The organism is Serratia liquefaciens ATCC 27592, from assembly GCF_000422085.1.
GTDB lineage: Bacteria > Pseudomonadota > Gammaproteobacteria > Enterobacterales > Enterobacteriaceae > Serratia > Serratia liquefaciens.
On the sequence record NC_021741.1, the window covers coordinates 697,826 to 722,204 of the forward strand.

The window sequence follows — 24,379 nt, forward strand, 5'->3', positions numbered from 1 at the left end:
GCCGTCATGACAGAGATATCAAACATCATGTTAGTGAAATTATTGACCAAAGTTTTTGGTAGCCGTAACGATCGTACGCTGCGCCGTATGCGCAAATCGGTTGAGCTGATCAACCAGATGGAACCGGACATGGAAAAACTGTCCGATGACGAACTGAAAGCCAAGACCAACGAGTTCCGCGCGCGTCTGGAAAAGGGTGAAGTGCTGGAAAACCTGCTGCCTGAGGCCTTCGCGGTAGTGCGTGAGGCGAGCAAGCGCGTCTTCGGCATGCGTCACTTCGATGTGCAGCTGCTGGGCGGCATGGTGCTGAATGACCGCTGTATCGCAGAGATGCGCACCGGTGAAGGTAAAACCCTGACCGCAACCCTGCCGGCCTATCTGAACGCCCTGAGCGGTCGTGGCGTGCACGTGGTAACCGTCAACGACTATCTGGCACAGCGTGACGCCGAGAACAACCGCCCGCTGTTCGAGTTCCTCGGTTTGAGCATCGGCATCAACCTGCCGGGCATGCCGGCACCGGCCAAGCGTGAAGCCTATGCCGCGGACATTACCTACGGCACCAACAACGAATACGGTTTCGACTATCTGCGCGACAACATGGCGTTCAGCCCGGAAGAGCGCGTTCAGCGCAAACTGCACTATGCGCTGGTGGATGAGGTTGACTCCATCCTGATCGATGAAGCGCGTACGCCGTTGATCATCTCTGGCCCTGCTGAAGACAGCTCCGAGATGTATATCAAGGTTAACAAGCTGATCCCTAAACTGATCCGTCAGGAAAAAGAAGATTCGGATTCCTTCCAGGGCGAAGGCCACTTCTCGGTTGACGAAAAGGCGCGCCAGGTGCACCTGACCGAACGCGGCCTGATCCTGATCGAAGAAATGCTGATGGAAGCCGGCATCATGGACGAAGGGGAGTCACTGTACTCACCGACCAACATCATGCTGATGCACCACGTGACTGCGGCTCTGCGTGCCCATGTGCTGTTTACCCGTGACGTTGACTACATCGTAAAAGACGGTGAAGTCATCATCGTCGACGAACACACCGGCCGTACCATGCACGGCCGTCGCTGGTCCGATGGCCTGCACCAGGCTGTGGAAGCCAAAGAAGGCGTGGAAATCCAGAACGAAAACCAGACCCTGGCCTCCATCACCTTCCAGAACTACTTCCGCCTGTACGAGAAGCTGGCTGGGATGACCGGTACCGCCGACACCGAAGCTTTTGAATTCAGCTCGATCTACAAGCTGGATACCATCGTGGTGCCGACCAACCGTCCAATGCTGCGTAAAGACATGCCGGATCTGGTCTACATGACCGAGCATGAGAAGATTGGCGCCATCATTGAAGATATTCGTGAGCGCACCGCTAACGGCCAGCCGGTTCTGGTCGGTACGATTTCAATCGAGAAATCCGAAGTGGTTTCGCGTGAGCTGGAGAAAGCCGGTATCGCCCATAAGGTGTTGAACGCCAAGTTCCACGCCATGGAAGCGGACATCGTTGCTCAGGCCGGCCAGACCTCTGCGGTTACCATCGCTACCAACATGGCCGGTCGTGGTACCGATATCGTGTTGGGCGGCAGCTGGCAGGCAGAGATTGCCCAGTTGGAAGATCCAACTGAAGAGCAAATCGCGGCGATTAAAGAGGCCTGGAAAATCCGTCACGATGCCGTACTGGCAGCCGGTGGCCTGCACATCATTGGTACCGAGCGTCATGAATCACGCCGTATCGATAACCAGTTGCGCGGCCGTTCCGGTCGTCAGGGTGATGCCGGTTCATCCCGCTTCTACCTGTCGATGGAAGATGCCCTGATGCGTATTTTCGCCTCCGATCGCGTTTCCAACATGATGCGTAAATTGGGGATGAAAGAAGGTGAGGCCATTGAGCACCCATGGGTCACCAAAGCGATTGCCAACGCCCAGCGTAAAGTAGAAAGCCGCAACTTCGACATTCGTAAGCAACTGCTGGAATACGATGACGTGGCCAACGATCAGCGCCGCGCGATCTACAGCCAGCGTAACGAACTGCTGGACGTGTCTGACGTTAGCGAAACCATTGCCAGCATCCGTGAAGACGTGTTCAAGACCACTATTGACGGCTACATTCAACCGCAGTCGCTGGAAGAAGAGTGGGATATTCAGGGGCTGACCGAACGTCTGAAAAACGATTTCGATCTGGATATGCCTATCGCCGAATGGTTGGATAAAGAGCCTGAGCTGCACGAAGAAACGCTGCGTGAGCGTATTCTGGAAAAAGCCAAGGAAGAGTACCAGCGTAAAGAAGAAGTGGTTGGCACCGAGATGATGCGCAACTTCGAGAAAGGCGTGATGCTGCAGACGCTGGATTCCCTGTGGAAAGAGCATCTGGCGGCCATGGACTACCTGCGTCAGGGCATCCATCTGCGCGGTTATGCGCAGAAAGATCCTAAGCAGGAGTACAAGCGCGAGTCCTTCAACATGTTCGCTACCATGCTGGAATCACTGAAGCATGAAGTGATCAGCGTGCTGAGCAAGGTTCAGGTGCGGATGCCGGAAGAGGTTGAAGCCTTGGAACTGCAGCGTCGTGAAGAAGCCGAGCGTCTGGCCAAACAGCAGCAGCTGAGCCACTATGAAGAAAACGCGCTGGTGACTGAAGATCCTAATGCGCCGACCATCGCAGAACGTAAAGTGGGCCGTAACGATCCGTGCCCATGCGGTTCCGGTAAAAAATACAAACAGTGTCACGGTCGTCTGCAGAACTAAGCCGACACTGTTTAACGAATAAAACCCAGGGGTTCAGCGTGCTGAGCCCCTGTTTTTTGGAGCCGCATTCTGCGCTCCAATGACTCAATCAGGAGGATGCGATGAAACATCTGAATATCGCCGTCGGCATCATTCGTAACGCCCAGCAGGAAATCTTCATTACCCGCCGCGCGGCCGATTCGCATATGGCCGGTTTCTGGGAGTTTCCCGGCGGCAAAATTGAACAGGGTGAGACGCCGGAACAGGCGCTTAGCCGTGAATTATTGGAAGAGACCGGCATTGAAGCCCAGCGTGCGGAGTTGTTGGACGTGCTTGAGCATCAATTTAGCGATCGCATCGTCACGTTGAATTTCTATCTGGTAGAAGCCTGGGCTGGTGAACCCTTCGGTCGTGAAGGCCAGCCTATGCGCTGGGTAAAGCAGGCTGACCTGCGGGAAGAAGAGTTCCCTCAGGCCAATATCAGCATTATCAAACTGCTGGTGGAGCAGGCTAACGCCGCGCAGTAATACAACCGGCCTGGCGGCTGCCGGGCCGATCAGAAGGACGATCAGCGATCGTCTGCTTCACTCCACTCTTCGCTTTCGGAAAGATCGCTGTTGCTGGGAATGCGCTTCTCTTCATCGGCCCATTCGCCCAGATCAATCAGCTGACAGCGTTTGCTGCAAAACGGACGAAATGGGCTCACCTCTCCCCAAACCACACCTTTGCCACAGGTTGGGCATTTCACTACGGTAGTCATATCTATTCCTTACTCCCTTCCAACGCGTGAAAGGTCTTGATGTCATTGGGTCAGCAACAGGCCAACTCAAAGGTTAGTCGTTCCGGCACCACGCCGAGCTCACTGTCCAGCGGCAGAAAGCGAATCGCATAGCGCGTCTTATGGCCGGAAATTTGTGGGTAAAGCTGGTGCGCCAGATTGATGCGTAAGCGCAGCAGATCCGCCCCCTCGGCGTTATCCTGGAAAAAACCGTTCAGGCTGATCTGATTGCGAAATGGCCCGGCCTGACGGATCAGATCCAGCACCATAGTCAGTGCCTGGTTTAATGGTTCTAGCGTTTGCAACCATTCGGCTACGTCATTATCCCGCTCTTGCTGAGGCGCATGCATCCACATGTGCAGCGTCGGCAAGTCAAAGCTGCAGCACCCACCGGGGATGCTCAGACGTTGCCGCACCAGACTAATCAACCGATCTTCGCGCAGCGCCTGACCCAGTCGCGGCGCAGACATCAGTGCGGCACCACGTTGCTTCAACTGGTTGCGCAACTGATCCACCAGCGACATATCGACGCCCGGAACATCGGCCCACGCCAGCAATTTTTGCTGCTGACGCTCCAACTCTTTCAGTAACTCGGTACGTACTTCACCGCGCTCCAGCACGTCCAGCAGATCGGCGATGGTGCGGAAAAATGTCAGGGCGATGGCCGTTTCGCTTAAGGCTCGCTGGCCATGCAGCTGTTGCAGCAAAAATTCCATGCGCAGCCAGGTGCGCATTTTTTCATTCAACGGATGTTCAAAAAGAACGCTTGGGGAAACATCACTCATTCAGTTTAATCCTGTCGGGTCGCTGATGCCGCCAGCTCAAGGTAACGGCAATGCAGTGCGGCAACCAATGGCTCTATCCCCTGAGCGGTGCCGCTATTATCAATGATGTCGTCTGCAGCGGCCAGGCGCTGCTCACGCGTGACCTGTGCGGACAGTATGTTCTGTGCCTGCTGACGGCTGATACCGTCGCGGGCGATGGTTCTGGCCAACTGAGTCTCGCTGTCGACGTCAACCACCAGCACGCGATCGGCGCGCGCCTGCAGGTTGTTCTCGACCAGCAATGGCACAACCCAGAGAGCGTAGGGGCTGGTAACTTGCGCCAGTTGACGTTGAGTTTCCTGATGAATCAGCGGGTGCAGCAGTTGGTTTAGCCAACGTTTTTCATCAGGGTTACTGAAGATACACTGACGTAAGGCGGCACGGTTCAGTGAACCGTCCGGCTGCAACATTTCATTACCAAAACGTTCGGCGATGGCGGCCAGTGCCGGGGTTCCTGGCTCGACAACCTGTCGGGCGATAACGTCAGCATCGACCACCGTCACGCCGTGGCGAGCGAAGGCGTCTGCCACGGTGGACTTACCGCTGCCGATACCCCCTGTCAACGCAACAATGTAGGCCATGGTAGGGAATGCACCTGAGGTTCATAAAAAAATAATAGACGAATCATAAAGCGATCGCACAGAAGTGCAAGTAAGCCGGCGGCGCTTGCCGTGCCGCTTAGGCTGTACGGTGATAAAAAGCGCAGCCGGAAAGGGAAAATGAGCGGGAGGTCACACTGCGGTGTCGCAGGTAAATTTGTCGGATTGTAGCGCAAAAAAAGGAGAATTCGCAGTCTTGTCCGGCGATTATTAGCGCGTATGATAGCGTCACTGGAACTGGCATTAATCTATACCCGTCATTCTTCAAGCTGCAGGTGTGTTGACTGCGAGCGTTCACCCGAATCACTTACATGAGTAAGCTCATCGGGACTCTCGCCCTTGTCGCTTTCCTGCAACTCGAATTATTTAGGGTATACCCCGTCGCTTTTCAAGCCATTGCGTTTTGCGATCCGTCGCCATAAACCAGGAAATCATAAGTCATGCGTATTGAAGAAGATTTGAAGTTAGGCTTTAAAGATGTGCTGATTCGCCCAAAGCGTTCCACGCTGAAAAGCCGCTCAGAAGTTGAACTGGAACGTCAGTTTACCTTCAAACATTCTGGCTGTAGCTGGTCTGGTGTGCCGATCATCGCCGCCAACATGGACTCAGTCGGTACCTTCAGCATGGCAGAGGCCCTGGCTTCCTTCGATGTTCTCACCGCCGTACACAAACACTACACCGTAGAGCAGTGGGCCGCCTTTGTGCAGCGCGTACCGGCATCGGTGCTGCGCCACGTGATGGTTTCAACCGGCACGTCCGACGCTGACTTTGTGAAAATGCAACAGATCCTGGCGCTATCACCCGAGCTGAAGTTTATCTGTATCGACGTAGCCAATGGCTATTCCGAGCATTTTGTCGCTTTCCTGCAGAAAGCGCGCGAAGCCTGCCCAAAACATGTTATTTGTGCCGGTAACGTCGTCACCGGTGAAATGGTGGAAGAACTTATCCTGTCCGGCGCCGACATTGTTAAAGTCGGTATTGGTCCAGGCTCTGTCTGCACGACCCGCGTGAAAACCGGCGTCGGTTATCCGCAGTTGTCTGCGGTGATCGAATGCGCTGATGCGGCGCATGGCCTCGGCGGCCAAATCGTTAGCGATGGCGGTTGTTCGGTGCCGGGCGACGTAGCGAAAGCCTTTGGCGGCGGTGCTGATTTTGTCATGCTGGGCGGCATGCTGGCCGGCCACGACGAATGTGAAGGCACCATTGTGGAAGAGAACGGTGAGAAATTTATGCTGTTCTACGGCATGAGCTCCGAGTCGGCGATGAAACGCCACGTCGGCGGCGTTGCCCAGTACCGTGCGGCCGAAGGGAAAACTGTCAAACTGCCGTTGCGCGGCGAAGTTGAGTTCACCGTCCGCGACATCCTTGGCGGCCTGCGTTCCGCTTGCACCTACGTCGGCGCGGAACGTCTGAAAGAGCTGACCAAGCGCACCACCTTTATCCGCGTTGCAGAGCAGGAAAACCGCGTCTTCGGCAGCAAGTAAGCGGCGCGTATCGATACCAGCAATTTGTGGGCGCAGTTCAATGCTGCGCCCAATCACTGACGGACTTACCCCAAAACATTCCCCAACTGAAAGATCGGCAGATACATGGCAATCACCAATGTGCCGACGATCCCGCCCACCACCAGCATCAATAGGGGCTCCAGCGTTTGCGCCAGGGTATCGGCCAGCTCAAAGGTTTGCTGTTCATGCCACGCGGCCAGTTTGCCCAATAGGGTATCTAACGAACCGGATTCTTCGCCCACGCGTACCAGTTGCTGGCACAGCGTTGGGAAAAGCGCCTGCTGTTCCAGGGCGCGATGAAAAGTCTGCCCTTGCGAAATCTGTTGCCTGATGTTGTCAATTGCCTGGCGATAAAACAGGTTATCCACCGACAGCGCCGCCGCAGCCAACCCGTCAACCAGGCTGAGCCCAGCCTGCTGGGTCATGGCCAGAATACGGAATATTTGGCTCAGGCAGCCGCCTTTAATCAAGTGCGCAATCAGTGGCAGACGCAACAGCGCCGCCTGTTCGCGCCTGCGCCATTGAGGCTGCGGATGCAGACGACGAAGATAGGTGTATGCCATACAGACCAGAATCGCCGCCAGCCAGGGACCGCTGTCGATCAGCAGGGTGGAAATGTTCAGCAATCCTTGGGTAAACCACGGCAGCGGCGCATTGAATGACTGATAGACGCCGGCAAATTCCGGCAACACCATCACCAGCATCAAAATGCTTACCAACAGCGCCACCGCGCAGATAAACAAAGGGTAACGCAGTGCCTTGATGACTTTCTTTTGCAGTTTTTGCTGTGCTTCCTGTTGTTGGGCCAGTTGCAGGCAGCATTCGTCCAGGTGACCGGTCAGCTCGCCAATGGCGATTAGCTGGCGGTAGATCAGAGGAAACACGGCATGTTGCTCAGCGATAACTTCAGAAAATGGCTGGCCCTGGCGTACCTGTTCACTCACTTCCCGCAGCAGGCAGCGCCAGGCTGCGGACGGATGCTCCGCAGCTAATAACTGTAAACCGCTGACCAGCGGCAATCCGGCCTGCAGCAGGGTGGCTAACTGACGGGTGAACTGGATCAGGGGTTCACCGCGCCATTGACCCGGTGAAATACGTTTTCCGCTGTTGATCTGGCAGGGTTGCAGCCCTTGTTCGATCAACCACTGGCTGACCTCATTCTTCTTACCGCTCATCAGCTCACCCTCACGCAGCTGTCCGTGTGGGTCAATTGCCTGCCAGAGGAAAAGGCGGAGTGTTTTCACTGAGCGACTCCGCCGTCGGCAATGATACCGACAATGCGGTATACCTCCTCCAGCGAGGTGACGCCCTGAGCGACCAGCGTTAGTCCGGCTTGCAGCAACGTGGTTTGCCCCTGCTGCCGGGCGATGTCAGCCAACATGCTGGGGGCGGCCCCCTCCAGCAGGCCGGCTTGCACCTCTGGGGTAATGGTCAACAGTTCATATACCCCGGTGCGGCCATAGTAGCCGCTGAAGCAGTGCTCGCAGCCATCGGCCTTCCAGGGCAGCAGAGGTGTTGCCCAAATGGCTGCGGGAAAACGTACGGGCTGGCTTTGTTGATAGCGGCAGTGGCTGCATAACTTACGCACCAGACGTTGTGCGATCACCAGCTTCAGACAGGCGGCAATCAGGTAGCCCGGAATGCCCATATGAGTCAGGCGCGTCAGGGTTTCGCTGGTGGAATTGGTGTGCAAGGTGGAAAGCACCAGGTGGCCGGTTTGAGCGGCTTTTACTGCGATCTCCGCCGTTTCCCGATCGCGGATCTCACCGATCATGATGACGTCCGGATCCTGTCGCAGCAAGGCGCGTAATACGCGGGAGAAATCCAGTTCCGTTTTGGCGTTGGTCTGCGTCTGATTGATACCGAACAGGGGAATTTCAATCGGATCCTCGACGCTGCATAAATTACTCTGCGCGTCATTCAACTGACGCAGACCGCTGTACAGCGTGACGGTTTTGCCGCTGCCGGTGGGGCCGGTGACCAGGATCATGCCCTGCGGGCAGGATAAGGCAGAGGAAAACTGCACCAGTGCTGTCGGATCCATACCCAACCGATCCAACGGCAGCTCCTGGCGTTCAGTTTGCAAAATTCGCAGCACCACTTTTTCGCCGTGCAGGGTGGGCAGGGTGGCGATACGCATGGAGTAGCTAGCGTTATCCAACCGCACGCTGAGCTGACCATCCTGCGGCAGGCGGCGCTCGGCGATGTCCAACTGCCCCATGATTTTCAGTCGAGCCGTGAGGCGAGCCGCGAGCGTGAATGGCGGCGAGGTTATCACCTGCAACACGCCGTCGATGCGTAGCCGGATACGGAGAGTCTGTTGGTAAGGTTCGAAATGAATGTCCGAGGCTCGTCGCTGAATGGCGATGCGGAGCGTCTGATTGATAAACTGCACCACGGGTGCGTCACTGTCGTCGTTTAATGATGCCGCGTCGAATTGCTTCTCCGAAGTGGGTTGCTCGCGCCTATCGCCCTGCATTTGCCGCCTGTTCAGTTCCAATTCCAGCCTGGCTGCCGGCCACTGTTCCAGATGAATGCGTTTGCCGGTGGCAAAACGCAGGGCTGATAATAGCGCTTGTGGTGCCTCCGTCGTCAGGGCCACGTTCAGGCACTGGTCATCTTCACTGAGAGCCAGTGCCTGATAGCGTTGGCACAGGGTATGGATTTCTTCGCTGATTGCCGTACTCATGATGTCGGCGCCGCGGCGGTAGTGTCAAAACGGAAAACTTCCTGGCAGGTTTCCTGCAGATTGCTGTTTTCGCTGGTGCACAGGCGTGTCCAACGCGTCAGGCCGCTGGCATTTTGGGTTGGCGTCAGTGCGACCGTCAATCCCTGCAGCGTTTGCGAGCCGGTGAGCGAGATCACGCCCTGGCTGACCTGAACCGCGCTGACGTAACGTGAGGCGTCGCCGGTAGGGATGCCTTTGCTGCCAGCGTTACAGCCGGTCGGCGTGCCGCTGTCGAGCACGCACAGTTCAACGGCCAGCTTATACGGCGTCATGGCTTGCAGCATGTCGGTCATCGCTGCCTTTTGGATATAGCGCTGATAGGCAGGAATACCTATGGCGCTCAGTATGGCGATAATGGCGATCACCACCATCAGTTCTATCAGGGTAAAACCGCGCTGCGTTTCCATCCGTTGCTTCCTCCATGTCAATGTGGAGGCCAGAGTAATCAGGCCAGCGGGGCGCTTCGAGCGGGTGATGGCTGTTTTTAGGCGCAGTTCCACAGCATTCGATCGAGGTTGCAGCAGAGGGGAAAAGAGATGGGGCGAGCTTCGCAGTTTTGGTGAAAAAACACCTCCCCCGGTAGTTCAGGGAGGTGCGGAGAGAGGGGTTATTTGAAGCGCATGGACAGATCGAGGGCGGTCACATGTTTGGTCAGCGCGCCCACAGAAATATAGTCCACGCCGGTTTCGGCGAAGGTACGCAGGGTTTCGCTGGTCACGTTGCCGGACACTTCCAGCTGTGCACGGCCCTGAGTTTGCGTCACGGCGGCGCGCATCATGTCGACGCTGAAATTGTCCAGCATGATAATGTCTGCACCGGCGTCCAGCGCCTGCTGCAGTTCATCCAGCGACTCGACTTCCACTTCGACCGGCACCTCGGCATGCAGCCAGAATGCTTTTTCGACCGCTTTTTTAATCGAGCCGGAGGCAATGATGTGGTTTTCCTTGATCAGGAAGGCGTCGGACAGCCCGAGACGGTGGTTGCTGCCGCCGCCGCACAATACGGCATATTTCAGCGCGGTGCGCAGCCCTGGCAGGGTCTTGCGGGTGTCGAGCAAGCGGGTTTTCGTCCCCTGCAACAGTGCCACATAGCGGCTGACTTCGGTTGCTACGCCGGAAAGCGTCTGCACAAAGTTCAGCGCAGTGCGCTCACCGGTAAGCAGCACCCGTGCCGGGCCGGTCAGTTTGCAAAGCGCTTGGTCTGGCACCAGGCTATCACCGTCCGCCACCAGCCAATCCACCTTCACCTGGTTGCCCAACTGGATAAAGACTTCATTCAGCCAGCGTTTTCCGCAAAAAATACCGGGTTCGCGGGTGATGATCGTGGCTTCGGCCTGGGTATCGGCCGGCAACAATTGCGCGGTAATATCGCGTTCGGCATCGACTTCGCCTCCCAGGTCTTCACGCAGCGCCTGGGCAACGGCATAGGGGATATCGCTTTCAATTCGTTCAAGAAGCTCGGTGCGGCGAGTGTCGGCACTGTAGCGGCGTGTCGGCATAGAAAACTCCGAAATGGACGGTAAGATCGTAGGGGGAACATGCTACTCTGTTGCCGTGACAAGTACTACCGCCCAGAGGTGTCTGATGCAGTTAGAACAAGGCTGGATTGTCGGGGTAACCCGGGTTGTCTCGCCGCATTGCGATCTTCGCCCGAATGAGGAGGCGCCTTCGCTGCTGGTGATCCACAATATCAGCCTGCCGCCCGGCGAGTTCGGCGGCCCCTATATCGATCGGCTGTTTACCGGTACTCTTGATCCTGCGGATCACCCCTATTTTTCTGATATTCATCAACTACGCGTTTCGGCGCACTGCCTGATCCGTCGCGACGGTGAAATCATTCAGTATGTGCCCTTTGACCGACGAGCCTGGCACGCGGGCGTTTCGTCGTATCAGGGACGAGAGCGCTGTAACGATTTTTCGATCGGCATTGAACTGGAAGGTACCGATCATGTGGCGTTCACGCCGCAGCAATACCAAAGTCTGAACGCGGTGACCGCGCTGCTGATCCGGCATTATCCGACGTTGGCGGCGCATATCACCGGGCACAGTGACATTGCCCCAGGCCGTAAAACCGATCCCGGCCCGGCGTTTGATTGGGATTTATATCTGGCATCTCTGGAACAACCTGGAGGGCCAGATGACGCTATGCTTGGAACAATGGAAAGGGAGAGGAGTCGCTAATGACGCTGTTTACGCTGTTACTGGTTCTGGCGTGGGAACGTTTATTCAAGCTGGGTGAGCATTGGCAGTTGGATCATCGCCTTGAGGTGGTATTTCAACGGCTGCATCGGTTTTCACTGGCGCAAACGCTGCTGATGACGCTGGCCTGGATGGTGGTGGTGGCAGGGATTTTGTGGCTGTCCCAGGGACTGTTTTTCGGCGTAGTGACGCTGTTGCTGTGGATCGTCATTGATTTGCTGTGTGTCGGCGCAGGGATCAAGCGTAAACACTATCGGGCCTATCTGAAGGCCGCTCGGCAGGGGGATGCCCATGCCAGCGATCAAATGGCGGAAGAACTGGCGTTGATCCACGGTTTGCCGGTGGATTGCAGCGAAGAGTTGCGCTTGCGTGAACTGCAAAATGCGCTGCTGTGGATTAACTTTCGTTATTATCTGGCGCCGCTGTTTTGGTTTGTGGTCTGCGGGCCTTACGGGCCGATTGCGCTGGCAGGCTACTCTTTCCTGCGCGCTTACCAGACCTGGTTGGCACGCCATAACACGCCGCTGGAGCGTTCGCAGTCAGGCATCGATCATCTGCTGAACTGGCTGGACTGGATCCCGGTACGTCTGGCCGGCGTGGCTTACGCGTTGTTTGGCCACGGTGAAAGAGCGTTACCGGCGTGGTTTGCGTCGCTGGGCGATCGTCACTCTTCGTCGTATCAGGTGCTGACGCGGTTGGCGCAGTTTTCACTGGCGCGCGATCCCCATATGGATCCGGTGCAGACGCCAAGGGCAGCGGTCAGCCTGGCGCGTAAGGTGACGATGATTATCGTGGTGGTGGTGGCGCTGCTGACCATTTACGGAGCCTTGCTCTAAAGCCACAGCGGGGGTCACGATGGAAATAAAAACGGGCGCCTGGCGCCCGTTTTTATTGGCTTGATGCGTCTTACAGTTTGGCGAAGCAGCGACGTGCGGCATCGATGGTGCGCTGAATGTCTTCCTTGCTGTGCGCAACGGACATAAAGCCGGCCTCAAAGGCAGAAGGCGCCAGATACACCCCTTCCTCCAGCATCAGGTGGAAGAAGCGCTTAAAGCGTTCTACGTCGCACTGCATCACGTCCTGGTAGCAGGTCACTGCCGGTGCATCGGTAAAGAACAGGCCAAACATCCCGCCAACGTGGTTAACCACCAGCGCGATGTTTTCTTCTTCAGCCGCGTGCAGCAGGCCAGACGCCAGCATATCGGTCAGTTCGGTCAGGGTCTGGTGGATACCGACCTGAGAGACTTCGGTCAGACAGGCGTAGCCGGCCGCCATCGCAATCGGGTTGCCTGACAGGGTGCCCGCCTGATAGACCGGCCCGGTTGGTGCCAGCGCTTCCATCACTTCACGACGGCCCCCAAAGGCACCGACAGGCATGCCGCCGCCGATGATTTTACCCAAACAGGTCAGGTCCGGCACCACGCCATAATGAGCCTGAGCCCCGGCCAGCGCCACGCGGAAGCCGGTCATGACTTCGTCGATAATCAACAGCGCACCGTACTTGTCGCACAGTGCACGCAGGCCCGGCAGGAACTCCGGCAGCGGCGGCACGCAGTTCATGTTGCCGGCGACCGGCTCGACGATGATGCAGGCGATCTCGGAAGGATATTGTTCAAATGCAGCCTGCACCGAATCCAGATCGTTAAAGGTACAGGTCAGGGTATGCTTGGCGAAATCGGCCGGTACGCCCGGGGAGTTAGGCTGGCCCAGGGTCAGCGCGCCGGAGCCGGCTTTGACCAGCAGGCAGTCGGCGTGGCCGTGGTAGCAGCCTTCAAATTTGATGATTTTGTCGCGGTTGGTGTAACCGCGCGCCAGACGGATGGCACTCATGGTGGCTTCGGTTCCCGAGTTCACCATCCGCACCATGTCCATGGTCGGCACCAGTTCGGTAACCAGCTCCGCCATTTTAACTTCCATCTCGGTCGGCGCGCCAAAGCTCAGGCCGCGCTGCGCCGCTTCAATGACCGCATTGCGGATCGCCGGGTGGTTGTGTCCCAGCACCATCGGCCCCCAGGAACCGACGTAGTCGATATAACCTTTACCGTCGACGTCGAACAGGTAAGCCCCGTCCGCCCGTTCGATAAACAGCGGCACACCGCCAACGCCGTTGAATGCACGCACCGGAGAGTTAACCCCGCCTGGGATTACCTGTTTTGCCTCGGCATACAGACTTTCGGACTTGCTGTTTAAGCTCATAGAACGGCTCCTGGATTCTCTTTTGAATGATTTGACCGCGCTATTCTAGTGAAGTGTTCGTCGATATGAAACGATCACAGTCAGATACCTATTTAGAGGGGCGATCGATTAGCGGGTGGGTTAGAATAATCAACTAGCCTATTTGTATTACATTTAATTCCATTAATGAATAACCCATTATGACTGAATTACAGCAACAGCCGCGGGTGGCGCAGGCCCCACGTCTAAAACGCAGTGACGCAGTGCGCCAGCTTTTGCGTCGGGATAAAACGCCGGTGGCGATCCTGTTTATGGCGGCGCTGGTGGGCACCCTGGCGGGGCTGCTCGGGGTGGCCTTTGATAAGGCGGTAGATTGGGTGCAGCAGCAGCGCTTTTCCGCGCTGGCGCAGGTCGCCGATTATTGGATCCTGGTTTGGCCGCTGGCCTTTATTCTTTCCGCCGCGCTGGCGATGTTGGGATATTACCTGGTACGTCGCTTTGCTCCTGAGGCTGGGGGATCGGGCATACCGGAGATCGAAGGGGCATTGGAAGAGCTGCGTCCGGTGCGCTGGTGGCGGGTGATCCCGGTAAAATTTATCGGCGGTATGGGCACCTTGGGCGCAGGTATGGTGCTGGGCCGCGAAGGGCCTACGGTGCAGATGGGCGGCAACGTCGGGCGCATGGTGCTGGATATCTTCCGCATGCGCGGTGCCGAAGCGCGCCATTCTTTGTTGGCAACCGGTGCAGCCGCCGGCCTGTCTGCGGCCTTTAACGCCCCGCTGGCGGGCATTTTGTTTATCATTGAAGAGATGCGGCCGCAGTTCCGCTACAACCTGATTTCGATTAAAGCGGTGTTTATCGGCGTCATCATGTCGAGCGTGGTGTTCCAGCTGTTCAACGGGGAAGGTTCGGTGATTGCGGTGGGCAAGCTTCCCTCGGCGCCGATCAATACCCTTTGGCTGTATTTGGTGCTGGGGGCGATATTTGGTGCGGTGGGGGTGATGTTCAACGCGTTGGTCTTCCGCACGCAAGATATGTTCGCTCGCCTGCACGGCGGAAAAATGCGCAAAATTTTGTTGATGGGCGGTTTGCTCGGCGGTATTTGCGGCATTCTGGGGCTGATCCAACCCGAAGCCGCTGGCGGCGGTTTTGGCCTGATCCCGATCGCCGCAGCGGGCAACTATAGCGTCGGCATGCTGATGTTTATTTTTATCACCCGGGTGATCACCACGCTGCTGTGTTTCGGTTCCGGCGCACCGGGCGGCATTTTTGCGCCAATGCTGGCGTTGGGTACGCTGTTTGGCACCGCCTTTGGCCTGGCTGGCGGGCATTTGTTCCCCGAGTACGGCATCGAAGCCGGCACCTTCGCTATTGCCGGCATGGGCGCCCTGTTTGCTGCCACGGTGCGTGCGCCGCTGACCGGGATCGTGCTGGTGCTGGAGATGACCGACAATTACCAGCTCATCCTGCCAATGATAATTACCTGTCTGGGTGCTACGCTGGTGGCGCAGTTCCTCGGGGGCAAGCCGTTGTATTCCTCCATATTAGCCCGCACCTTACAACGGCAGGAAGCGTCGCAGGCCAGCGAGGCGGCCGATAAAACAGGTAAAGAAAATACAACAAATGCGGTGAATACTTGAACGCAACACTCAGGTATTGGATAATCATTAACATTAATCCGGCCGCCATTGTAGCGACCTGATGCAGAACAATGTTGGGAGTAAAGAGTATGAGTGATGAAACAGCACTGCCCCTGCAATTTACCGAGGCAGCAGCAAGCAAGGTTAAAGTCCTGATTGCTGATGAAGAAAATCCGAATCTGAAGTTGCGGGTTTACATTACCGGTGGCGGTTGCAGCGGATTCCAATACGGCTTCACTTTTGACGACAAGGTCAACGATGGTGATATGACTATCGAGAAGCAGGGCGTCGCGCTGGTGGTTGACCCGATGAGCCTGCAGTATCTGGTGGGCGGCTCGGTCGACTATACCGAAGGCCTGGAAGGCTCGCGCTTCGTGGTGACTAACCCGAACGCCAAAACCACCTGCGGCTGTGGATCTTCCTTCAGCGTCTGATCCTGCGTGCAGCAGTACTAAACCCGCCAACCTCACCGGTTTGCGGGTTTTTTTATGGCTACCATTCTAAGGTGACCAATTCTCGATAGGTTTCACTGCCGCTTTCGTTTTGTAACCTGCTACGGGTCACCTTAGGTTGGGTGTCGGTCGCATTGCCGCATTTCACCTGAGGGACGGCGTCGCTGACATCTACGCTGCACATAGGCATTAAGGTCAGGCTGACGCCGATTTTGCCGCTGGTGGTACCGGCGTAAGAGAGAGAGCTGCACAGCAGTACGCTGAACAATAAGATAATATTTTTCATCATTAGGACAAAGCCATCCGTAAGCAATCACATAATGGCTTATCGGCAAAAAGTTAATAAAATTTAACAGGGCGGGAGAATGGTTAACTTGAACTTAAAAAGTTTATTACATTGTTTTCCCTGATTTTTTCAGGCGCAGATAATAACATTTGTTTATTAATTGGTCGAATATTCTGCTCTAGGGAGTGGGGACGTGATAAGACTCCGCCCGGGATCGGGCGGAGTGGGATTAGCGCTCGAGGATAAATGCGGGCAGTTTCAGGTGCCAGCGAATGGCCGCCAGCCTGATGGCTAACGTGATGACCATGCCAAGCATCATCGCCTGCTGCAGCGGCATACCGAAAGTGGCGAAGGCCGTGGCATGTACGATGCCGCCGATAATACAGGCAGTAGCGTAAATTTCGGTTCGCAGGATCATGGGGATTTCACGCGCCAGCACATCGCGGATAATGCCGCCGCCAACACCGGTGATCACGCCCATACAGATTGCCACTAATGGGCTGGCATCGGCGGCAAAGGCTTTGTTTACCCCGATGCCGACGAACACCGCCAGCCCGACGGCATCCAGCACCGGCAAGATCCATTTAGGCAGGCGGCGCGGCTGGCGCACCAGCAGCAGCGTCAGTACGCAGGTGATCATCGCCACCACCAGATCGGTTGGATCCTTTACCCAAAATACCGGCCCGTTAGCCAATGCCATGTCGCGAATGGTGCCGCCACCGACCGCAGTGACCACGCCAAGCACCAGCACGCCAAAGGGATCCATCCGCAGCTTGCCCGCCAGCAATACGCCGGAAATGGCGAAAACCGCCGTGCCCAGGATATCCAGCCAAAACACCAGCATTAACGGATCTCCGCCAGTTGGCTGCACAGCTGTTGCGCAGCCAGCATGATGCGGGGACCGGCGCGGTTGAACCAGTCGCCATTGAGCGCAATCACCGGTACCTGCAGTTGCGGCGCCCAGAAGGCTTTTACGCTGGCAATCTCTTTTTGGTCACCGGTAATAACGATGGCCTGGGGTTGACGCGCCAACACCTGCTCACGACTGATTTGCGGCCACGGCATGCGGCTGTCGGCAAAGATGTTTTCCGCACCGCACAGCGACAACACCTGGCTTTGCAGGGTAGCACCGGAAGTGGTGAACAGGGGCTGGGTGCCGAATTGCAGCAGGACCCGTCTTGGCTGAGTGTGAGGATATTTGTTTTTCAGGTCGGCAATTTGCTGACGAAGAGCGTCTGCGGCCAGATGCGCCTGTTCAGGATGCGGGCTGTATTGGGCCAGTTGATCCAGCGAGCGGGGGATATCATCCAAAGTCGTGGCGTCGGCATAGAAAATCGGAATGCCGAATGCGGCAAGCTGATCCAGCACTCGCTGCGGATTGCCACCGCGCCAGGCGAGGATCAGATCCGGCTTTAGCGCCAGTACCCGCTCCAGATTGATGCCTTGCCAGGAGGCGACCTGCTCGAGTTTCTTGGCTGCTGGCGGATAATCTGAATAGGCGCTCACCGCCAGCAGCGTGTCGCCCATGCCGGCGGCATAGGCAAGTTCGGTAGTATTGGGTGCCAGGCTGATCACGCGCTGGGCAGCGCCGACAGGCAGCGCCACCCATAATGCCAGCAGCCACAACAGGGCTGAAAAGCGTCGCGTCACATTAACCGCGCTTAGCCAGGGTCTGCAGCATGGCGTTAACCATCAGCGTGGATTGCTGAGCGGCCACCACCAGGAACTCGTCGAAGCTCATGTGCGATTCACTGTCGGCAACGTCAGAGATTGCGCGTACCACGACAAACGGGGTGCCGAACAGGTGGCAAACGTGGCCCACGGCCGCCGCTTCCATTTCTACTGCCGCCACGCTCGGGAAAGTCGCGCGAATGCGGGCCAAAGGCTCTGCGCCGTTAATGAAGGCATCGCCGCTGCAGATCAGGCCGCGTACGGCGTTCAGATCCAGTTGCTTGATGCAGCTTTCCGCCAGGGCAATCAGCGCGTCGTCCGCGACAAACGCCGCCGGGCAGCCGGCCATTTGGCCTGGTTCGTAACCGAAAGCGGTCACGTCGGCATCGTGATAACGCACTTCTTCGGACACCACGATATCGCCGACCTTCAGCGTGCTGGCCAGGCCACCGGCAGAACCGGTGTTGATCACCACGTCCGGCTTGCAGTGTTCCAGCAGCAGGGTGGTCCCCATGGCCGCAGAAACCTTACCGATGCCGGACTTCAGCAACGCCACGTCAACGCCGCCGATCTGGCCGGTATAGATTTCACAGCCCGCGCGTTGAATGGTCTGACGGTTTTCGATTTGATCGCGCAGCAGGGTGACTTCCTGCTCCATTGCGCCGATGATGCCTACTTTCATAAATAACACTCGCTGATTGGGTGTGGGAATTGCGCCATAGTCTATCATGGCTCTCATAGAGAGATAATGCGTTGCATATGCCGTCGGGAATTGTTATCACGGGGGCTGGGCGCAACGGCGGAGAAACAGATGTCCGGGATCGACTTTAAGCAGAAAATCAGCTTCCAACGGCCCTTCAGCAACCCCATTGAAGCCGAAGAAGAATACGACATAGTGCGGCAGTTCGAGAGCGATCGCGGGCGTATTGTCAATTCCGCCGCCATTCGCCGTCTGCAGCAAAAAACCCAGGTGTTCCCGCTCGAACGCAACGCCGCGGTGCGCAGCCGCCTGACGCACTCCATGGAAGTGCAACAGGTAGGACGGCATATCGCCAAAGAGATCCTTAATCGTTTCAAACAGGCAGGGCGGATCGACGAGCTCGGCCTGACCAAACTGCTCGATCCTTTTGAAAGTATTGTCGAAATGGCCTGCTTGATGCACGACATCGGTAATCCGCCTTTTGGCCATTTTGGCGAGTCGGCAATTAACGACTGGTTTGCGCAGCGGCTGGATCCTGCCAGCTGCGGCAGTGAGCCCGCCAGTAACGATCGCTGCCAGGTCAGCGTATTGCGTCTGCACGAAGGTGAGAGCGATCTTAACCGCCTGCGCAGCCGCATTCGTCACGATCTCAGCCACTTCGAAGGGAATGCCCAGGCCATCCGGCTGGTGTATACCCTGCTGAAGCTTAACCTGACCTATGCACAGGTGGGCTGTATCCTGAAATATACTCGCCCGGCCTACTGGGCCAGCGATATTCCAGCCAGCCACAACTACCTGATGAAAAAACCGGGCTTTTATCTGGCGGAAGAGGCATTTGTCGATCGGTTGCGGCGTGAGTTGAATATGGGCGAGTTCGACCGTTTCCCTCTGACCTATATTATGGAAGCCGCTGATGATATTTCGTACTGCGTGGCGGATTTGGAAGACGCGGTGGAAAAAAACATTTTCACCGTCGAACAGCTTTACCAGCATTTAACTCAGGAGTGGGGTGAGGTAACGCCGGGCGATCTGTTTGATAAAACCGTGGCCAGTGCTTTTCGCAAGATCGATCGCGGGGGCGCGCGTCGCAGCACCGAAGATCAATTCTTCATGTATTTACGAGTTTTCACCGTGGCGCGTTTGGTCCCGCATGCGGCGCAGCGTTTTATTGATAATCTGGATGCGGTTTTCCAGGGAAACTTTAATCAGGCGCTGTTGGAAGATTCCAGCCCGGCTTACCAACTGCTGAAAATATTCAAGAATGTGGCCTTCAAACACGTCTTCAACCATCCTGAAGTCGAACAGTTGGAGCTGCAGGGCTACCGGGTGATCAGCGGCCTGCTGGATATCTACAGCCCGTTGCTGGCAATGTCTTTGGCGGATTTTACCCGGCTGGTGCAGGAAGACAGCCATCGTGCTTATCCGATAGAAACACGCCTGTTTCACAAGCTTTCGACTAAACATCGCCTGGCGTATATCGAAGCGATTGAAGGTTTGCAGCACCTGTCGCCGGAGCAATTGGCGATCCGGGAGTATTATTTCCGTGCGCGTTTGCTGCAGGATTATATCAGCGGCATGACCGATCTTTATGCCTATGACGAATACCGCAGATTAATGGCAGCGGAATAATTCAATCCGCTAATAAATATTATTTTAAGCAGTTTGCTTGGCGCCGAGAGCTTATTTGGAGTTTTGTAAAGACGGACAATATTTGTTTACTATTACCAATAATCTGCGCCGGAACTTCGGGTTATTAATAGGCTCTCACTATGCACAAAGACCCTAATACTTTCTGATCGACTTTAGAAGAGACACACAGATGAAAAAAACCGCATTAGTTCTGAGCGCATTGGCATTCAGTATTGGTATGGCGATGGGCCCGATGACGGCCGTCGCCGCAGAAACCGCGTCTTCCAGCACCCAGCAATTGCCAAGCCTGGCACCGATGCTGGAAAAAGTGATGCCTTCCGTGGTGAGCATTAATGTTGAAGGCAGCACCACGGTCAATACGCCGAAAATGCCGCAGCAGTTCCAACAGTTCTTTGGTGAGGATTCACCGTTCTGCCAGGATGGTTCGCCATTCCAGGGCTCGCCGATGTGCCAGGGCGGCGCTGGCGCTGAACCGGGGGCGCCTGATCAGGGCACGCAGCAAAAATTCCAGGCGCTGGGCGCCGGGGTAGTGATTGACGCGGCCAAGGGCTACGTCGTCACCAACAACCACGTGGTGGATAACGCCAACAAAATCCAGGTTCAACTGAGCGACGGTCGCAAATTTGACGCCAAGGTGATCGGCAAGGATCCGCGTTCCGATATTGCGTTAATCCAACTGAAAGACTTTAAGAACCTGACGGCGATCAAGATGGCGGACTCCGAGCAACTGCGAGTCGGTGATTACACCGTCGCGATCGGCAACCCCTATGGACTGGGTGAAACAGCCACTTCCGGTATCGTTTCTGCACTGGGTCGCAGTGGGTTAAATATCGAGAACTACGAGAACTTTATCCAGACCGATGCGGCGATTAACCGCGGTAACTCTGGTGGCGCCTTGGTGAACCTTAACGGCGAACTGATCGGCATTAACACCGCGATCCTGGCGCCGGACGGTGGCAACATCGGTATCGGTTTTGCTATCCCGAGCAACATGGTGAAAAACCTGACCGCGCAAATGGTCGAGTACGGTCAGGTCAAACGCGGTGAATTGGGCATTATGGGTACCGAACTGAACTCTGAACTGGCGAAAGCGATGAAAGTGGACGCGCAGCGCGGGGCATTCGTCAGCCAGGTGATGCCGAAGTCTTCTGCCGCCAAAGCGGGTATCAAGGCCGGTGACGTGATTGTCACCATGAACGGTAAAGCGATTTCCAGCTTTGCTTCGTTCCGCGCGGAAATCGGTACTCTGCCGGTAGGCAGCAAAATGTCGCTGGGCATTCTGCGCGACGGCAAGCCTGTTACCGTGGACGTTACGCTGGAACAAAGCGCCCAGACTCAGGTTGAGTCCGGTAATATTTACACCGGTATTGAAGGTGCCGAACTGAGCAATGGCCAGGTCGGCAACCAGAAAGGCGTGAAGGTAGATAGCGTTAAAGCCGGCAGCGCTGCCGCCCGTATTGGGCTGAAAAAAGGTGACGTGATCCTGGGCGTTAACCAACAGCCGATCCAGAACCTGGGTGAACTGCGCAAGATCCTCGACAGCAAACCTTCGGTGCTGGCGCTGAATATCCTGCGTGGCGACACCAGCCTGTACCTGTTGATGCAGTAATGACCCACAGGTTTTTACCAAAAAGGCACGCTACGGCGTGCCTTTTTATTGCCTGTTACTTCAGGCCAAATGAGCGCGCGCGGCTTGGCAGACCAGCTCAATCTCATCCAGCAGCTCCAGCCATTCCGGCTCCAAATCATCGCTGCTTACACCCCGACGCAACTGCTGTTCAATGTAGAAACACAGCTGTTTCAGACGCGGTACGCCGCTGTAGCTGCAACTGCCGTGCAGTTTGTGGATCAAATCCAGAATGTCGGCGTCCGGCGTGCCGTCGAGCATCGCTTGCACGCGTTCGCTAACCTGTGGCAGGAAGTCGAGCAGCATCTGCAACAGGTCACGGGCCAAATCGGGCTTGTTGGCCGCCTGACGCAGCGCCAGGGCCCAGTCGAGCGACAACGGCGGTTCATTAACGGAAACGGGTGCCGGCGTTACCGGATCAGGTTCGCCGCTGTGATAGCGGGCCAACACGCGGGTCAGCATGGCTTCGTCAATCGGTTTGGCCAGATAGTCGTCCATGCCTGCCTGCAGCAAATGTTCGCGTTCGCCGCTGACCGCATGGGCGGTGACGGCGACGATCGGTGTTGAATTGTGGTGCGGCAGTTGGCGGATCAGCTCGCTGGTTCGAATACCGTCAATGTTGGGCATCTGGATATCCATCAGGATCAAATCCAGCACGTTATCGCGCGCCAGCAGCAGCGCTTCTTCCCCGCTTTCACACAGCAGGGTCTTTTCCACCTGTTCGGCCAGCAGGGTGCCGATCAGTTTCAGGTTGGCCGGATTATCGTCAACCGCCATCACCGTTAGCGGCAGGCGTTTACGTTCCGGCAGCGCAGTGATGCGCGGCGGCGTTTCCATGCGCAGCAGCGGGAACAGGCGATTACTGGTGATCGGTTTGATCAGGCAACCGGCGGCGCCCTGTTGTTTAAGCATTTCGGCGTTGATTTGCGACTGGCAAGGCAGCGCCAGAATCACCCGGTCGGCGACTTTCAAAGCCGCCAGCAGCTTGCTTTCGTGCTGGGCCATATTGTCGCGGAAGGGGATTGGCACGCCCACCAGCAGGAAATCGTAATGTTTCTTCGGCAGTTGGGCCAGCGTAGGTGAATGGGTAATCACCAGTTGGGTGACGTTCAGCATATTGAGCGTCGCCTGCGCTGCCATCGGGTTGGCTTCGATATACCCCAACGTCTTGCCTTGCAGATCCGGCAGGCTTGGCGGCAGCGACAGCATGCCTTCGTGCAGATCGAGCGTGATGTGGAACCAGAAGGTCGAGCCGCGATTCAACTGGCTGTGGAAGCAGATATCGCCGCCCATTTCTTTCACCAGCTTCTGGGTGATCACCAGCCCCAGGCCGGTGCCGCCGTGACGGCGTGAAATACTGGCGTCCGCCTGACGGAACGCCTGGAACAGCTGTGACTGTTGTCGTTCGGAGATGCCGATGCCGGTGTCGTGGATTTGTACTTCCAGCTCAATCTGGCGGTCTTGCAGGCCGCGCAGTTCGACACGGATATTGATGTTGCCGGTTTCGGTAAACTTGATCGCGTTGCCCAGCAGGTTGGTAATGATCTGCTGTAACCGCAGCGAATCGCCGATCACCTGCTCTGGAACGTCGTTGTGCACGTCCAGCGTCAGCTCCAGCCCTTTTTCGTGGGCGCTCGGTGCCAACAGCACAATGACCTCGTCGAGGGTTTCACGCAGTGAGAACGGAATATGTTCCAGCACCAGCTTGCCGGCCTCCAGTTTGGAGAAGTCCAGCACGTCGTTAATGATGGTCAGCAAGTTGTTGGCCGAGCGCTCGATGGTTTGCAGGTAGTCGGTTTGGGTGACGCTCATTTCGGTTTTCAGCATCTGACGGGTAAAGCCAATCACGCCGTTGAGCGGAGTACGCAGCTCGTGCGACATGTTCGCCAGGAATTCGGATTTGATGCGGGCCGCTTCCTGGGCGCGTTTTTTCGCCAGATCCAGCTCGACGTTCTGGATCTCCATTTGCTCCAGGGTTTCGCGCAGGTCGGAGGTCGCCTGATCAATGTTCTGCTGCATCTCTTCATGGTAGGCCGTGAGCGACATCGCCATTGAGTTGATGCCGTTCTTCAGCATATGCAGTTCGCCCAGCATAAAGCCTTCGACACGGCTGTCGAGCTGACCGCGGCGGATGCGATCGACGGTATTGACCATATTGCGGATCGGGCCGGTGACGTCGCGCATCAGACGGTAAGCGAACAGAATGGCGATACACATGCACAACAGCAGCAGCAGGGTGGAAACGAAGACCTCTTTGTATTGCTGCAGGCGAACCGACTGCAGATCCAGCTCGATCGCCACATAACCCAGGCGGTTGTCCTGCTGGAGATCGCTGCTGGCAGCCTGGTCCGGGTACTGGCTCTCCGCCAGAATCGGGGTGCGCAGGATCAGCGAGTCACCGCGCCGGGTCAGCATCAGATCCGTGGGGATCGGAACCCCCTTCGGCAACTGCAATTGGGTAAAGTTGTGATGGTAATTGGAGGTGACAAACAGATTATTCTGCGCGTCAAATACCGTAATTGAACGCACAATATCTGAATGACGGCGGTGTAACAGACTGACCAACTGCCTGACCGACTCGCGGCTGCGGAACGTCATGCCGTACTCGCTGGCCACTGCCAACGGTTCGATAATGCTGGCGCCGGCGTCAACCAGTTGTTCTTGCAATTCATTGTAGCGATGCACTACGAAGAAAGTGCTGAGTAACAGACCAATCAACAGCGTTGGGGCCAGAATCAGGATCATCATGCGCGCCCGCAGGCTGTATTTGGTCATGGGTTTCCAATGTGGGAGAATTGCCGGACAATCTCTACTTTAAATGAACCAGC

At 56.4% G+C, this 24,379-nt stretch carries 22 protein-coding genes; 9 read left to right on the forward strand and 13 right to left on the reverse strand.

Features of this window, described 5'->3' with window-relative positions; all coding sequences use genetic code 11:
- The first annotated feature begins 27 nt into the window (after positions 1-27).
- Together secA and mutT are read left to right on the forward strand one after the other, a co-directional pair.
- Complete coding sequence (secA, locus tag M495_RS03180) at positions 28-2,739, forward strand: preprotein translocase subunit SecA (protein WP_020825217.1); 2,712 nt, start codon at positions 28-30, stop codon at positions 2,737-2,739.
- A 101-nt stretch (positions 2,740-2,840) separates the two neighbouring features.
- A complete protein-coding gene (mutT, locus tag M495_RS03185; RefSeq protein ID WP_020825218.1) occupies positions 2,841-3,245 on the forward strand; it encodes an 8-oxo-dGTP diphosphatase MutT in 405 nt (134 codons plus the stop codon).
- 41 nt (positions 3,246-3,286) lie between these two features.
- On the opposite strand, the gene yacG is transcribed toward mutT, so the two are convergent.
- The 3 genes from yacG to coaE are packed head-to-tail and all read right to left on the reverse strand — an operon-like array spanning position 3,287 to position 4,901.
- Complete coding sequence (yacG, locus tag M495_RS03190) at positions 3,287-3,478, reverse strand: DNA gyrase inhibitor YacG (protein WP_020825219.1); 192 nt, start codon at positions 3,476-3,478, stop codon at positions 3,287-3,289.
- 50 nt (positions 3,479-3,528) lie between these two features.
- Positions 3,529-4,281, reverse strand: coding sequence for a cell division protein ZapD (gene zapD / locus M495_RS03195; protein ID WP_020825220.1), 753 nt, complete (start codon positions 4,279-4,281; stop codon positions 3,529-3,531).
- Positions 4,282-4,286: 5 nt separating this feature from the next.
- Positions 4,287-4,901, reverse strand: coding sequence for a dephospho-CoA kinase (gene coaE / locus M495_RS03200; protein ID WP_020825221.1), 615 nt, complete (start codon positions 4,899-4,901; stop codon positions 4,287-4,289).
- A gap of 458 nt (positions 4,902-5,359) precedes the next feature.
- On the opposite strand from coaE, the gene M495_RS03205 reads away from it, so the two are divergent.
- Complete coding sequence (locus M495_RS03205; protein ID WP_020825222.1) at positions 5,360-6,403, forward strand: GMP reductase; 1,044 nt, start codon at positions 5,360-5,362, stop codon at positions 6,401-6,403.
- A 65-nt stretch (positions 6,404-6,468) separates the two neighbouring features.
- Here the strand turns inward: M495_RS03205 and hofC are convergent, their stop codons facing one another.
- The 4 genes from hofC to nadC form a co-directional block, all read right to left on the reverse strand.
- Complete coding sequence (gene hofC / locus M495_RS03210) at positions 6,469-7,668, reverse strand: protein transport protein HofC (RefSeq protein WP_020825223.1); 1,200 nt, start codon at positions 7,666-7,668, stop codon at positions 6,469-6,471.
- Positions 7,665-9,113 (reverse strand): type II secretion system protein GspE, encoded by a 1,449-nt coding sequence (gspE, locus tag M495_RS03215; protein WP_020825224.1) that lies wholly within the window; start codon positions 9,111-9,113, stop codon positions 7,665-7,667. Before gspE ends, hofC begins: the two co-directional genes overlap by 4 nt.
- Complete coding sequence (ppdD, locus tag M495_RS03220) at positions 9,110-9,559, reverse strand: prepilin peptidase-dependent pilin (RefSeq protein ID WP_020825225.1); 450 nt, start codon at positions 9,557-9,559, stop codon at positions 9,110-9,112. The genes gspE and ppdD overlap by 4 nt, the downstream gene beginning before the upstream one ends.
- Before the next feature lie 200 nt (positions 9,560-9,759).
- Entirely contained in the window at positions 9,760-10,650 is an 891-nt protein-coding gene (gene nadC, locus M495_RS03225) for a carboxylating nicotinate-nucleotide diphosphorylase (protein WP_020825226.1), read from the reverse strand.
- An 85-nt stretch (positions 10,651-10,735) separates the two neighbouring features.
- Between nadC and ampD the strand changes: the two genes are divergently transcribed.
- Positions 10,736-11,332 (forward strand): 1,6-anhydro-N-acetylmuramyl-L-alanine amidase AmpD, encoded by a 597-nt coding sequence (gene ampD, locus M495_RS03230; protein ID WP_020825227.1) that lies wholly within the window; start codon positions 10,736-10,738, stop codon positions 11,330-11,332.
- Complete coding sequence (gene ampE, locus M495_RS03235; protein WP_020825228.1) at positions 11,332-12,186, forward strand: beta-lactamase regulator AmpE; 855 nt, start codon at positions 11,332-11,334, stop codon at positions 12,184-12,186. Before ampD ends, ampE begins: the two co-directional genes overlap by 1 nt.
- A 70-nt stretch (positions 12,187-12,256) precedes the next feature.
- On the opposite strand, the gene hemL is transcribed toward ampE, so the two are convergent.
- Positions 12,257-13,546 carry a glutamate-1-semialdehyde 2,1-aminomutase gene (gene hemL, locus M495_RS03240; RefSeq protein WP_020825229.1) on the reverse strand — a complete coding sequence of 430 codons (1,290 nt, stop codon included), beginning with the start codon at positions 13,544-13,546 and terminating at the stop codon, positions 12,257-12,259.
- Positions 13,547-13,725: 179 nt separating this feature from the next.
- Here hemL and clcA point away from each other — a divergent pair, with 179 nt between their 5' ends.
- Complete coding sequence (clcA, locus tag M495_RS03245; protein ID WP_020825230.1) at positions 13,726-15,165, forward strand: H(+)/Cl(-) exchange transporter ClcA; 1,440 nt, start codon at positions 13,726-13,728, stop codon at positions 15,163-15,165.
- 89 nt (positions 15,166-15,254) lie between these two features.
- Positions 15,255-15,599 carry an iron-sulfur cluster insertion protein ErpA gene (gene erpA, locus M495_RS03250; RefSeq protein ID WP_004950184.1) on the forward strand — a complete coding sequence of 115 codons (345 nt, stop codon included), beginning with the start codon at positions 15,255-15,257 and terminating at the stop codon, positions 15,597-15,599.
- Positions 15,600-15,657: 58 nt separating this feature from the next.
- Here erpA and M495_RS03255 read toward each other — a convergent pair whose 3' ends face one another.
- The 4 genes from M495_RS03255 to mtnN all read right to left on the reverse strand — a co-directional run bounded on the left by M495_RS03255 (position 15,658) and on the right by mtnN (position 18,256).
- Positions 15,658-15,906 (reverse strand): hypothetical protein, encoded by a 249-nt coding sequence (locus M495_RS03255; protein ID WP_020825231.1) that lies wholly within the window; start codon positions 15,904-15,906, stop codon positions 15,658-15,660.
- A 226-nt stretch (positions 15,907-16,132) separates the two neighbouring features.
- On the reverse strand, positions 16,133-16,747 hold the full coding sequence (locus M495_RS03260; RefSeq protein ID WP_020825232.1) for a TRIC cation channel family protein: 615 nt from the start codon (positions 16,745-16,747) through the stop codon (positions 16,133-16,135).
- Entirely contained in the window at positions 16,747-17,553 is an 807-nt protein-coding gene (btuF, locus tag M495_RS03265; RefSeq protein ID WP_020825233.1) for a vitamin B12 ABC transporter substrate-binding protein BtuF, read from the reverse strand. Before btuF ends, M495_RS03260 begins: the two co-directional genes overlap by 1 nt.
- 1 nt (position 17,554) lies before the next feature.
- Positions 17,555-18,256 (reverse strand): 5'-methylthioadenosine/S-adenosylhomocysteine nucleosidase, encoded by a 702-nt coding sequence (mtnN, locus tag M495_RS03270; protein ID WP_020825234.1) that lies wholly within the window; start codon positions 18,254-18,256, stop codon positions 17,555-17,557.
- Positions 18,257-18,385: 129 nt separating this feature from the next.
- Between mtnN and dgt the strand changes: the two genes are divergently transcribed.
- Positions 18,386-19,903, forward strand: a complete 1,518-nt coding sequence (gene dgt / locus M495_RS03275; protein ID WP_020825235.1) for a dGTPase — start codon at positions 18,386-18,388, stop codon at positions 19,901-19,903.
- 190 nt (positions 19,904-20,093) lie between these two features.
- Entirely contained in the window at positions 20,094-21,533 is a 1,440-nt protein-coding gene (degP, locus tag M495_RS03280) for a serine endoprotease DegP (protein ID WP_020825236.1), read from the forward strand.
- A 60-nt stretch (positions 21,534-21,593) separates the two neighbouring features.
- Here degP and barA read toward each other — a convergent pair whose 3' ends face one another.
- Positions 21,594-24,326 (reverse strand): two-component sensor histidine kinase BarA, encoded by a 2,733-nt coding sequence (barA, locus tag M495_RS03285; RefSeq protein ID WP_020825237.1) that lies wholly within the window; start codon positions 24,324-24,326, stop codon positions 21,594-21,596.
- Positions 24,327-24,379 lie beyond the last annotated feature (53 nt).

Excerpts from the sequence above, each read along its gene's own strand:
- dgt (WP_020825235.1), top strand. The coding sequence starts at position 18,386 with ATGTCCGGGATCGACTTTAAGCAGAAAATCAGCTTCCAACGGCCCTTC.
- clcA (WP_020825230.1), top strand. The coding sequence starts at position 13,726 with ATGACTGAATTACAGCAACAGCCGCGGGTGGCGCAGGCCCCACGTCTA.
- barA (WP_020825237.1), bottom strand. The coding sequence starts at position 24,326 with ATGACCAAATACAGCCTGCGGGCGCGCATGATGATCCTGATTCTGGCC.
- secA (WP_020825217.1), top strand. The coding sequence starts at position 28 with ATGTTAGTGAAATTATTGACCAAAGTTTTTGGTAGCCGTAACGATCGT.
- mutT (WP_020825218.1), top strand. The coding sequence starts at position 2,841 with ATGAAACATCTGAATATCGCCGTCGGCATCATTCGTAACGCCCAGCAG.
- zapD (WP_020825220.1), bottom strand. The coding sequence starts at position 4,281 with ATGAGTGATGTTTCCCCAAGCGTTCTTTTTGAACATCCGTTGAATGAA.
- M495_RS03260 (WP_020825232.1), bottom strand. The coding sequence starts at position 16,747 with ATGCTGGTGTTTTGGCTGGATATCCTGGGCACGGCGGTTTTCGCCATT.
- ppdD (WP_020825225.1), bottom strand. The coding sequence starts at position 9,559 with ATGGAAACGCAGCGCGGTTTTACCCTGATAGAACTGATGGTGGTGATC.
- yacG (WP_020825219.1), bottom strand. The coding sequence starts at position 3,478 with ATGACTACCGTAGTGAAATGCCCAACCTGTGGCAAAGGTGTGGTTTGG.
- ampD (WP_020825227.1), top strand. The coding sequence starts at position 10,736 with ATGCAGTTAGAACAAGGCTGGATTGTCGGGGTAACCCGGGTTGTCTCG.
- degP (WP_020825236.1), top strand. The coding sequence starts at position 20,094 with ATGAAAAAAACCGCATTAGTTCTGAGCGCATTGGCATTCAGTATTGGT.
- M495_RS03255 (WP_020825231.1), bottom strand. The coding sequence starts at position 15,906 with ATGATGAAAAATATTATCTTATTGTTCAGCGTACTGCTGTGCAGCTCT.
- coaE (WP_020825221.1), bottom strand. The coding sequence starts at position 4,901 with ATGGCCTACATTGTTGCGTTGACAGGGGGTATCGGCAGCGGTAAGTCC.
- hemL (WP_020825229.1), bottom strand. The coding sequence starts at position 13,546 with ATGAGCTTAAACAGCAAGTCCGAAAGTCTGTATGCCGAGGCAAAACAG.
- ampE (WP_020825228.1), top strand. The coding sequence starts at position 11,332 with ATGACGCTGTTTACGCTGTTACTGGTTCTGGCGTGGGAACGTTTATTC.
- erpA (WP_004950184.1), top strand. The coding sequence starts at position 15,255 with ATGAGTGATGAAACAGCACTGCCCCTGCAATTTACCGAGGCAGCAGCA.
- gspE (WP_020825224.1), bottom strand. The coding sequence starts at position 9,113 with ATGAGTACGGCAATCAGCGAAGAAATCCATACCCTGTGCCAACGCTAT.
- mtnN (WP_020825234.1), bottom strand. The coding sequence starts at position 18,256 with ATGAAAGTAGGCATCATCGGCGCAATGGAGCAGGAAGTCACCCTGCTG.
- nadC (WP_020825226.1), bottom strand. The coding sequence starts at position 10,650 with ATGCCGACACGCCGCTACAGTGCCGACACTCGCCGCACCGAGCTTCTT.
- M495_RS03205 (WP_020825222.1), top strand. The coding sequence starts at position 5,360 with ATGCGTATTGAAGAAGATTTGAAGTTAGGCTTTAAAGATGTGCTGATT.